This window comes from Microbacterium sp. (assembly GCF_041909575.1).
Lineage (GTDB): Bacteria > Actinomycetota > Actinomycetes > Actinomycetales > Microbacteriaceae > Microbacterium.
Window position 1 is genome coordinate 1 of record NZ_JAYRDE010000101.1, and the last position, 11,075, is coordinate 11,075.

General features: G+C 69.8%; 7 protein-coding genes. 6 read left to right on the forward strand and 1 reads right to left on the reverse strand.

Annotation, left to right across the window (positions count from 1 at the left end):
• On the reverse strand, positions 1-551 hold a 551-nt coding region (locus ACE3O1_RS12470), incomplete at its 3' end, for an ABC transporter ATP-binding protein (protein ID WP_374315510.1).
• Positions 552-726: 175 nt separating this feature from the next.
• On the opposite strand from ACE3O1_RS12470, the gene ACE3O1_RS12475 reads away from it, so the two are divergent.
• The 6 genes from ACE3O1_RS12475 to pulA all read left to right on the forward strand — a co-directional run.
• Positions 727-1,353 (forward strand): GntR family transcriptional regulator, encoded by a 627-nt coding sequence (locus ACE3O1_RS12475; protein WP_374315512.1) that lies wholly within the window; start codon positions 727-729, stop codon positions 1,351-1,353.
• Positions 1,354-1,360: 7 nt separating this feature from the next.
• The gene (locus tag ACE3O1_RS12480; RefSeq protein ID WP_374315514.1) at positions 1,361-2,887 is read left to right on the forward strand and encodes an MmgE/PrpD family protein; all 1,527 of its coding nucleotides are present in this window, start codon (positions 1,361-1,363) and stop codon (positions 2,885-2,887) included.
• Between the two features lie 127 nt (positions 2,888-3,014).
• A complete protein-coding gene (gene prpB, locus ACE3O1_RS12485) occupies positions 3,015-3,914 on the forward strand; it encodes a methylisocitrate lyase (RefSeq protein WP_374315516.1) in 900 nt (299 codons plus the stop codon).
• Between the two features lie 17 nt (positions 3,915-3,931).
• Entirely contained in the window at positions 3,932-5,116 is a 1,185-nt protein-coding gene (locus ACE3O1_RS12490) for a bifunctional 2-methylcitrate synthase/citrate synthase (protein ID WP_374315518.1), read from the forward strand.
• The gene (locus ACE3O1_RS12495) at positions 5,113-5,574 is read left to right on the forward strand and encodes a hotdog fold thioesterase (protein ID WP_374315520.1); all 462 of its coding nucleotides are present in this window, start codon (positions 5,113-5,115) and stop codon (positions 5,572-5,574) included. The genes ACE3O1_RS12490 and ACE3O1_RS12495 overlap by 4 nt, the downstream gene beginning before the upstream one ends.
• A 217-nt stretch (positions 5,575-5,791) precedes the next feature.
• A partial coding sequence (gene pulA, locus ACE3O1_RS12500; RefSeq protein WP_374315522.1) for a pullulanase-type alpha-1,6-glucosidase occupies positions 5,792-11,075 on the forward strand: 5,284 nt, incomplete at its 3' end.

Below are 11,075 nucleotides of genomic sequence, written 5' to 3' on the forward strand. Positions count from 1 at the left end.
GCGGCGCGGACGCGCGCGATCTCGTGGCGGAACATGACCTCCATGAGCGGGTCGAGACCGCTTGTCGGATCGTCGAAGATGTAGAGGTCTGCGGGAACGGCGAGCGCCGCGATCAGTGCGACCTTCTGCCGGTTGCCCTTGGAATACGCCCTGCCCTTCTTCCGCGGGTCGAACTGGAAGGCCTCGGAGAGCCGCTCCTTCTCCGCCCGGTACGCGGCGTCGCGCCGCGCCGCGCCGCGCAGCCGCGCCATGAGGTCGATCGCCTCGCCGCCGGACAGGTTCGGCCACACGCTCACGTCCCCCGGGACGTACGCGATGCGGCGGTGCAGCGCGACGGCGTCGCGCCACGGATCGCCCCCGAAGACGGATGCCTCGCCCCCGGTCTTGCGCGAGAGCCCGAGCAGCACGCGGATCGTGGTCGACTTGCCCGCGCCGTTCGGTCCGAGGAAGCCGTGGATCTGGCCCTCCCCGACCTCGAGGTCGAGCCCGTCCAGGGCGTGGACGCGGCCGTAGTGCTTCGTGAGGCCGCTCGTGCGGATGACGCTGGTCATGCCCCGGACGCTACGCCGATTTCACAATTTTGTGAAGAATCCGAACGGAATCCTCACGCCGAGGGCGTCCGATCCGTCGGTTTGTATACGCATGAGCGCCGCGTCTCTTCCCAGGTACCGTTCTGGCGGGTTTGTGTATACAATAGCCAATGGTCCGGAACGAGGAGGTGCAGCCGTGCGAGCCAGCGACCGCGCCTACGCCACCCTCCTCGACGAGATCCAGGACGGCGCCCTCCCTCCGGGGACGGTGCTCGGCGAGGTCGAGCAGGCGGCACGTCTCGGTGTGAGCCGCACGCCCCTGCGCGAAGCGCTCGGCCGCCTCGCCGCGGACGGCCTCGTCGCCCAGCAGTCGCCGCGCGTGACGGTGGTCACCCCGATCGACGCCGACGACATCCGCGAGATCTTCGAGGTGCGCCGCGCGCTCGAGGAGTCGGCCGCGCGTCTCGCGGCCGAACGGGGGGATGCCGCGGCTTTCGCGGACCTGGAGCGCGAGTTCGCGTCGTCCGACCTCGTCGGCGCCGAGGGGCTCGATGCGTACTACGCCCTCATCGCCCGCTTCGATCGCGAGCTGGACGGAGCCGTCTCCAACGACTACCTCACTGCCGCGCTGCGGACCGTTCGCACCCACCTCGTCCGCGTGCGCCGGCTCGCGCGCGACAACCCCGACCGGCTCGCGGCATCCGTCGCCGAGCACCGCCTCATCGCGTCGGCCATCGCCGCACGCGACGCCGACCTGGCGGCGCACGCCACGCACGTGCACCTCCACAACGCGCTCTCGAACATCCTCGAATCACTGAGTTAGGACGATCATGACCGTCACCCATCACCTCCGCGTCCACCGCAGCGACGAGAACCTCGCGCGCGAGGGCCAGCTCGCCTGGCACATCGCCGAGGTCGCCGCCGACCCGGTGGCGGTCGACCCCGACGTCGTCGACATGATCATCAACCGCGTGATCGACAACGCGGCGGTGGCCGCGGCATCCCTCACCCGTGGCCCGGTCAGCGCGGCGCGCCAGCAGGCCCTCGACCACGCCGTGTCGGTCGGCGGCAACGGCGCGACGGTGTTCGGCTGCGCCCTCGACCGCCGCACGTCGCCGGAGTGGGCGGCGTGGGCCAACGGCGTCGCCGTGCGCGAGCTCGACTACCACGACACCTTCCTCGCCGCCGACTACTCGCACCCCGGCGACAACATCCCGCCGATCCTCGCCGTCGCGCAGCACGTCGGAGCCGACGGCGCCGCGCTCGTTCGCGGGCTGGCGACCGGCTACGAGATCCAGATCGACCTCGTGCGGGCGATCTGCCTGCACAAGCACAAGATCGATCACGTCGCCCACCTCGGCCCTTCGGCGGCGGCGGGCATCGGGACGCTCCTCGGCCTCGACGTCGAGACGATCTACCAGGCCGTCGGCCAGGCCCTGCACACCACGACCGCCACGCGGCAGTCCCGCAAGGGCGAGATCTCCACCTGGAAGGCGCACGCCCCGGCGTTCGCCGGCAAGATGGCGGTCGAGGCCGTGGACCGCGCGATGCGCGGCGAGACCTCGCCCAGCCCCATCTACGAGGGCGAGGACGGCGTGATCGCCTGGATGCTCGACGGACCGGATGCCTCGTACGACGTGCCGCTTCCCGCGGCGGGCGAGGCCAAGCGCGGCATCCTCGACTCCTACACGAAGGAGCATTCGGCCGAGTACCAGGCGCAGGCGTGGATCGACCTCGCCCGGCGACTGCACGGCGAGCACCCCGAGCTGCTGGACCCCGCGAACGTGGAGTCGATCGTGCTGCACACCTCGCACCACACGCACTACGTGATCGGCTCGGGCGCGAACGATCCGCAGAAGTACGACCCGACCGCGTCGCGCGAGACCCTCGACCACTCGATCCCCTACATCTTCGCCGTCGCGCTGCAGGACGGCGGGTGGCACCACGTCGACTCCTACCTGCCGTCGCGGGCGGGCCGGGCCGACACCGTCGAGCTGTGGCAGAAGATCACGACGGCCGAGGACGCCGAGTGGACGCGCCGCTACCACTCGGAGGATCCGAACGAGAAGGCCTTCGGCGGCCGCGTCGTGATCCGTCTCGCCGACGGGCGCACCATCGAGGACGAGATCGCCGTCGCCGACGCCCACCCGCTCGGCGCGCGGCCGTTCGCCCGTGCGGACTACGTGCGGAAGTTCCGGATCCTCGCCGAGCCCGTGCTCTCCGAGGACGAGATCGAGCGATTCCTCGCCCTCGCCGAGCGCCTGCCGGAGCTCACGGCCGAAGAGGTGCAGCAGCTGACGATCGTCGCCGAGTTCGGCGTCCTCGCCTCCGCCCCCGCCCCGAAGGGCCTGTTCTGATGCCCGGTGTCGTCCGCCTCGCCGCACGAACTCCTCAAATCTGCAACGGATTCGCCTCTTCCGCCGCCGCGGGGGCGGCAATCGGCCCGATTCTGAGGAGTTCGTGCCGGGACCGGAGGGCTGAGTGATGCTGTACTCGACCGTTTCCGCCGCCGAGAAGCGCCGCGCGTTCCGTGAGAGGCTCGCCACCGGCGAGCTCCTGCGGTTCCCGGGTGCGTTCAACCCGCTCAGCGCCCGGCTGATCGAGCGCAAGGGCTTCGAGGGGGTCTACATCTCCGGCGCGGTGCTCTCGGCCGACCTGGGTCTGCCCGACATCGGCCTCACTACGCTGACGGAGGTGGCTGGCCGGGGGCAGCAGATCGCGCGGATGACCGACCTCCCCGCCATCATCGACGCCGACACCGGCTTCGGCGAGCCGATGAACGTCGCCCGTACGATCCAGACGCTCGAGGATGCGGGCCTGGCCGGCACGCACATCGAGGACCAGATCAACCCCAAGCGGTGCGGCCACCTCGACGGCAAGGCCGTCGTCGACGAGGACACCGCGATCAAGCGCATCCGCGCCGCCGCCGACGCCCGCCGCGACCCGAACTTCCTGATCATGGCGCGCACCGACATCCGCGCGGTGGAGGGGATGGATGCCGCCATCGACCGCGCGAAGGCGCTCGTGGATGCCGGAGCCGACGCCATCTTCCCCGAGGCGATGCGCTCGCTCGAGGAGTTCGCGGCAATCCGCGCGGCGGTCGACGTGCCGATCCTCGCGAACATGACGGAGTTCGGAAAGTCCGACCTCTTCAGCGTCGATCAGCTCCGCGACGTCGGCGTCAACATCGTGATCTGGCCGGTCTCGCTGCTGCGGATCGCGCTGGGAGCGGCATCCCGCGCCCTGGACACCCTGACCCAGGACGGCCACCTCACGTCGAAACTCGGCGAGATGCAGCATCGCGCCGACCTCTACGATCTGATCGACTACGAGCAGTACAACCACTTCGACCAGGACGTCTTCAACTTCCAGATCCAGCGCTGAGCCGCGAAGGAGCGAACATGACCGACATCAAGAAAGGGCTCGCCGGAGTCGTCGTCGACTACACGGCGGTCTCGAAGGTCAACCCCGAGACGAACTCGCTGCTCTACCGCGGCTATCCCGTGCAGGAGCTCGCGGCGACGCAGTCCTTCGAGGCGGTGGCGTACCTGCTGTGGCACGGCGAGCTGCCGACCGACGTGCAGCTGGCGCAGCTGCGCGCGACGGAGCGCGCCTACCGGGCGCTTCCGATCGACGTGCGCGCAGCGATCGATCTCGTGCCCGTCGACGCGCACCCCATGGACGAGGTCCGCACCGCGGTCAGCCTGATCGGCGCCCGTGACCTCGCCGGCTCCGGGTCGGTGATGGACGCGAGCGGCAGCGCGGAGGAGAACCTCGCGCGCAGCATCCGCCTCTTCGCGGTGCTCCCGGCGATCGTCGCCTACGGCCAGCGTCGCCGCCGCGGGCAGCAGCCGATCGCACCGCGCGACGACCTCGACTACGCGGCGAACTTCCTGTGGATGACCTTCGGCGAAGAGGCCGACGACGTGGTCGTCGACGCCTTCAACCGCTCGATGGTCCTGTACGCCGAGCACTCCTTCAACGCCTCGACGTTCACGGCCCGCGTCATCACCTCGACGCTCAGCGACCTGTACTCGGCCGTCGTCGGAGCGATCGGCGCCCTCAAGGGACCGCTGCACGGCGGCGCGAACGAGGCCGTCCTGCACATCTTCGATGAGATCGGATCGGCCGAGAACGTCGGCCCGTGGCTCGACGAGGCGCTCGCCGAGAAGCGCAAGATCATGGGCTTCGGCCACCGCGTGTACAAGCGCGGCGACTCCCGCGTGCCGACGATGAAGGCCGCACTGGACACCCTCGTCGAGCACTACGACCGGCCCGAGGTCGCGGCCCTGTACGACGCCCTCGAGTCCCAGTTCGTCGAGCGCAAGGGCATCTACCCGAACCTCGACTATCCATCGGGCCCGGCCTACAACCTGATCGGCTTCGACACCCTCACGTTCACGCCGCTGTTCGTCGCGGCGCGGGTGACGGGCTGGACGGCGCACATCATGGAGCAGCTCTCCTCGAACGCGCTCATCCGTCCGCTCTCGGAGTACAACGGCCCAGACGAGCGCCACATCGAGGGCTACGTCCCGGATGCCGCGGTCGCCGCGGTCGCCGAGCGCGCGGAGGAGTCCGCGGAATGAGCCTGTGGTTCGGGGACGTCGCCGCGATCGATCTCACGGCGATGGCCTCGGGCACGCTCATCGAGAACCTCGGTATCGAGATCGTCGAGCTGCGCGACGACGCGCTGGTGGGACGGATGCCGGTGGACCACCGCACCGTGCAGCCCGCGGGAGTCCTGCACGGCGGGGCATCCGTCGCCCTCGCCGAGACGCTGGCCTCGTGGGCCGGCTACCTCGCCGTGGACCGCGAGAGGTTCCACGTCGTCGGTCAGGAGATCAACGCCAACCACATCCGGCCGATGTTCTCGGGCTGGGTGACGGCGACGGCGACGCCGGCGGCGATCGGCCGTCGTTCGCACGTGTGGGAGGTGCGCATCGCCGACGACGCCGGGAAGCTGGTCTGCATCTCGCGCTGCACGCTCGCCGTGATCGAGCAGCGCTCGACCTACACGACGGCCGACGAGCGCGGCTCCGCCTGACCTCCCGCCCGCCCCTCCAGCCGCACAAACGGAACAAGGCGGGGCTGCAAGCGGTTGCCACTGGATCGATCGAAGCGGATGCCTCGGCCCGCGGCATCCGGCTAGATGAGCGCACTCTCATGATGTAAGCGCTTGCAGTTTCCGCTCAACCCTTGCTAGCGTCGGCCGCACACTGCAATCCGGCACGTCGTCGTGCCCTCCCTCCCCAGGAGCTCCTTTGTCGAAGCCGACAGCCGCACGTGTCCGCCGTTCCGTCGCCGTCCTCACGACCGCGGCACTCGTCCTGACCGGGGCGGTGATCTCCACCGCTCCTGCCGTCGCGGCGGAGCGCACCTTCGCCCTCGTGGGCAGCCTGCAGAGCGAGCTGGGGTGTCCGGACGACTGGCAGCCCGGCTGCAACACGACCGATCTCGCCGCCACCGGCACCGCCGGGGTGTACGCGGCCGAGTTCGACGTGCCGGCCGGATCGTACGAGTACAAGGTCGCCGTCGACGACGCCTGGGCCGAGTCGTACGGCCTGAACGGCGGGGGAGACAACATCCCGCTGACGATCGCCGGCCCGGCGACGCTGCGCTTCGTGTTCGACGACAACACCAAGCGCGTCGGACTCGAGCCCGTCGCGCTCGGCGGCGACTACACCGAGGCCGACGACGCGCTCGTGGCCGAACCCGTGCGCCAGCCCGGCAGCGACGAGCAGTTCTACTTCGTCATGACCGACCGCTTCGCCAACGGCGACGCCTCCAACGACACGGCCGGCATCGCCGGCGACCGACTGGCCCACGGCTTCGACCCGACCGACAAGGGCTTCTACCAGGGCGGCGACCTCGCCGGCCTGCGCGACAAGCTCGACTACATCGAGGGCCTCGGGACGACGGCGATCTGGCTGACCCCGAGCTTCAAGAACCGTCCGGTGCAGGGCGCCGGGGCGGACGCGAGCGCCGGCTACCACGGCTACTGGATCACCGACTTCACCCAGATCGACCCGCACCTCGGCACCAACGCGGAGCTCGAGGCGCTCATCGCCGACGCCCACGACCGCGGCATCAAGGTCTACTTCGACATCATCACCAACCACACCGCGGACGTGATCTCGTACACCGAGGACCAGACTCCGCCGATCGCCTACATCACGCAGGAGACCGAGCCCTACCGCGACGCGGACGGCACGGCGTTCAACCCGGCCACCTACGCCGGCACCGACTCGTTCCCGGCCCTCGACCCCGCGACGAGCTTCCCGTACACCCCCGTCATCGCCGATGCCGACAAGGCCGTCAAGGTCCCGGCGTGGCTGAACGACCCGACGCTGTACCACAACCGCGGTGACTCGACCTGGGCTGGGGAATCGGTCACGTTCGGCGACTTCGTGGGTCTCGACGACCTCATGACGGAGCATCCGACCGTCGTCGACGGCTTCGTCGACGTGTACCAGGACTGGATCGACCTGGGCATCGACGGCTTCCGCATCGACACGGCGAAGCACGTGAACTTCGAGTTCTGGGAGAAGTGGTCCACCGAGGTGCTCGACTACGCCCACGGGCTCGGCAAGGACGAGTTCTTCATGTTCGGCGAGGTGTACGACGCTGATCCGGCCAAGCTTTCTCCGTACGTGCGCAACTCCGACATGAACTCCGTGCTCGACTTCACCTTCCAGAGCGCCGCCACGGCGTACGCCAAGGGCGGTACGGGAGGCAAGCCGAGCGGCCTGCGCACCCTGTTCGCCGGCGACGACATGTACACGACGCCGGACTCGTCGGCCACGGCGCTGCCGACGTTCCTCGGCAACCACGACATGGGCCGCGTCGGGCTCTTCGTCGCCGGCGCCGAGGCGCAGCCGCGCGACGAGCTTGCTCACGAGCTGATGTACCTGACGCGCGGCCAGCCCGTCGTGTACTACGGCGACGAGCAGGGCTTCGCCGGCCCGGGCGGCGACAAGGACGCCCGCCAGAGCCTCTTCGCGACCCAGACCGCGGACTACGCGAACCAGCCGCTCGTGACGGGCGGGCAGCTCGGCCAGGTCGATCGCTACGACACGACCGCTCCGCTGTACACGCACATCGCTGCGCTCGCCGACCTGCGTGCGAGCCACCCCGCCCTCGCCACCGGCGCGCAGATCGAGCGCTTCGTCGAGGATGCCACGGCCGGCGTCTACGCATTCAGCCGCGTCGATCGCACGGAGCAGGTCGAGTACCTGGTCGCGACGAACAACGCCGCCTCGGCGCGCACGGTGTCGATCCCGACCCTGACGGCCGGCGCCTCGTTCACGCCCCTCTACGGCGGCGGTCAGGCCTTCACCACCGATGCCTCCGGCGTCGCGTCGGTGACCGTCCCCGCCCTGTCGGCGGTCGTCTTCACGGCCGACAAGAAGGTCACGGCGCCCGCCGAGGCCGGCGACCTCGCCGTCGCCGTGCCCGCGGCGGGTGCCGGCGTCACGGGTGTCGCACCCGTGGCCGCGGACGTGGCCGAGGTCTGGTCCGAGACCAGCTTCGCGTGGCGCGTGGTCGGCGAGGAGGAGTGGCACGCCCTCGGCACCGCCGAGGACACCACGCCCCGCGTCTTCCACGACACGGCCGGCCTCGCGGCGGGCACGCTCGTCGAGTACCGGGCGGTGTCGACGGATGCCGCAGGCAACCGCTCCGCCGGATCCACCTACGCCTCCGTGGGCAACGGTGTGACCACGACGATTCCCGAGGAGCCCGAGGAGCCCGAGGTGCCGGCGGAGCCGGAGCCGCAGGACATCACCGAGTACGACTTCGTCAGCGTGCCGGGCGCCTTCAACAGCGCGGTCGGATGCCCCGAGGACTGGCAGCCGGCGTGCGAGGACGTGCAGATGACGCTCGTGAACGGCACGATCTGGCGCCTCGAGGTTGACATCCCCGAGGGCGACTACGAGTACAAGATCGCGGTCGAGAAGTCGTGGGCCGAGAACTACGGCGCCGGCGGCGTGCAGGGCGGACCCAACATCGTGCTCGACCACGACGGCGGCCCCGTCACGTTCTACTTCGATCCCCGCACGAAGAACATCTGGTCCACCGCCGACGGCGACGAGATCACGCTCCCCGGATCGCTGCAGAGCGAGCTCGGCTGCCCCGGTGACTGGCAGCCCGAGTGCCTGGCGACGATGATGTTCGACCGCAACGGCGACGGCCTGTTCCAGTACACGACCGACGACCTGCCCACGGGCTCGTACGAGGTCAAGGTCGCCCACGGCCTCTCGTGGGACGAGAACTACGGCGCCGACGGCATCGCGAACGGCGCGAACATCACGTTCAGCGCGAGTGCAGGGAAGGTCGTGACCTTCCGCTACAACAGCGAGACCCACGTCCTCACCGTCACGACGGACGAGCCGCCGCTCGCCGGCACCGGTGAGCTGCGCGCCCACTGGATCGACGCCGAGACGATCGCGTGGCCGGCCGCGCTGGGCACGACGGCGGCGGACGCCGAGTGGCAGCTGCACGCGTCGGACGAGGCATCCCTCGTCCAGGCGGACGGCGAAATCACCGGCGGCGACGCATACGACCTGACGCGCATCGACGGTGGGCTCACCGAGGCGCAGCTGGACCGCTTCCCCGCGCTCGAGGGGTTCACCGCCCTGCGGGTGGAGGGAGTGGATGCCCCCGCCCTGCTGAAGGGCCAGCTCATGGTGTCGCAGCGCGACGCCGCCGGCGCCCTGCGCGCCTACACCGGCGTGCAGATCCCCGGCGTGCTCGACGACCTCTACGCGGACGCGGTCGAGGATGCCGAGCTCGGCGTGACCTTCTCGAAGAAGGGCAAGCCGACGTTCCGCCTGTGGGCGCCGACCGCGCAGTCGGCGACCCTGCTCACGTGGGAGGCGGGAGCAGACGGCGACCCGCAGCGTCACGAGGCGACCTGGGACGAGGCATCCGGCGTCTGGACCGTGAAGGGCGGGGCGTCCCTCACCGGCGACGAGTACCTGTGGGAGGTCGTGGTCTACGCACCCTCCACGGGTGAGATCGAGACGAACCTCGTCACCGACCCGTACTCCGTCGCGCTGACGACGAACTCGCAGCGGTCGGTCGCGATCGACCTCGACGACAAGGCGTGGAAGCCGAAGCAGTGGGAGAAGACGAAGGCTCCCGTCGTGGACCGGCCCGTCGACCGGGCGATCTACGAGCTCCACGTGCGCGACTTCTCGATCACCGATGAGAGCGTCCCCGCCGCTGAGCGCGGCACCTACCGCGCCTTCACACGCGACAGCGCCGGCACGAAGCAGCTGCGCCAGCTGGTGGACGCGGGCATCAACACGGTGCACCTGCTCCCGACGTTCGACATCGCCTCGATCGAGGAGGACCGCTCCGCCCAGGCGGTCCCCGACTGCGACCTCGAGTCGTACGGACCGGCCGGCACCGAGCAGCAGGCGTGCATCGAGGCTGTCGCCGACGAGGACGGCTTCAACTGGGGCTACGACCCGTACCACTACTCGGCTCCCGAGGGCTCCTACGCCGTGGACCCCGAGGGCGGCGCGCGGGTGCACGAGTTCCGCGAGATGGTCGGAGCCCTGCACGGGCTCGGGCTGCAGGTCGTGCTCGATGAGGTGTACAACCACACCGCTCAGTCGGGGCAGGGCGACAAGTCGGTGCTCGACCAGGTCGTGCCGGGGTACTACCACCGCCTCAACCTGGCCGGCAAGGTCGAGACCTCGACGTGCTGCCAGAACGTGGCGACCGAGCACGAGGTGGCGCAGAAGCTCATGGTCGACTCGGTCGTGCTGTGGGCGAGCCAGTACAAGGTCGACGGCTTCCGCTTCGACCTCATGGGCCACCACTCGAAGCAGAACATGCTCGAGATCCGCGCGGCGCTCGACAAGCTCACGCTCAAGAAGGACGGCGTGAACGGCAAGGGCATCTACCTCTACGGCGAGGGCTGGAACTTCGGCGAGGTGGCGGACAATGCGCTGTTCGAGCAGGCGACGCAGGGGCAGCTCGGCGGCACCGGCATCGGCACCTTCACCGATCGCCTCCGCGACGCGGTGCACGGCGGCAGCCCCGTCGACGGTGCGTCGATCTTCTACCAGGGCTTCGGCACGGGCCTGTTCACCGACCCCAACGGCCGCCCGGACGTTCCGGGGGACCCCGCGGGCGACCTGGCACGCAAGACCGACCTGGTCAAGCTCGGCCTCGCCGGCAACCTGCGGGACTTCGAGATGACGGCGGCGGACGGCACCGTGAAGGCGGGAGATGAGTTCGACTACAACGGATCGCCGGCCGGATACGCCGACCAGCCGGACGAGATCATCACCTACGTCGACGCCCACGACAACGAGACGCTGTACGACCACCAGGTCTTCAAGCTGCCCGTCGACACGTCGATGGCGGACCGCGTGCGCATGAACACGCTGTCGCTGGCGACGACCGCGTTCTCGCAGACCCCGTCGTTCTGGCACGCCGGCACCGAGCTGCTGCGGTCCAAGTCCCTGGACCGCAACAGCTACAACTCGGGCGACTGGTTCAACCGCATCGACTGGACCGGCCAGGAGTCGACCT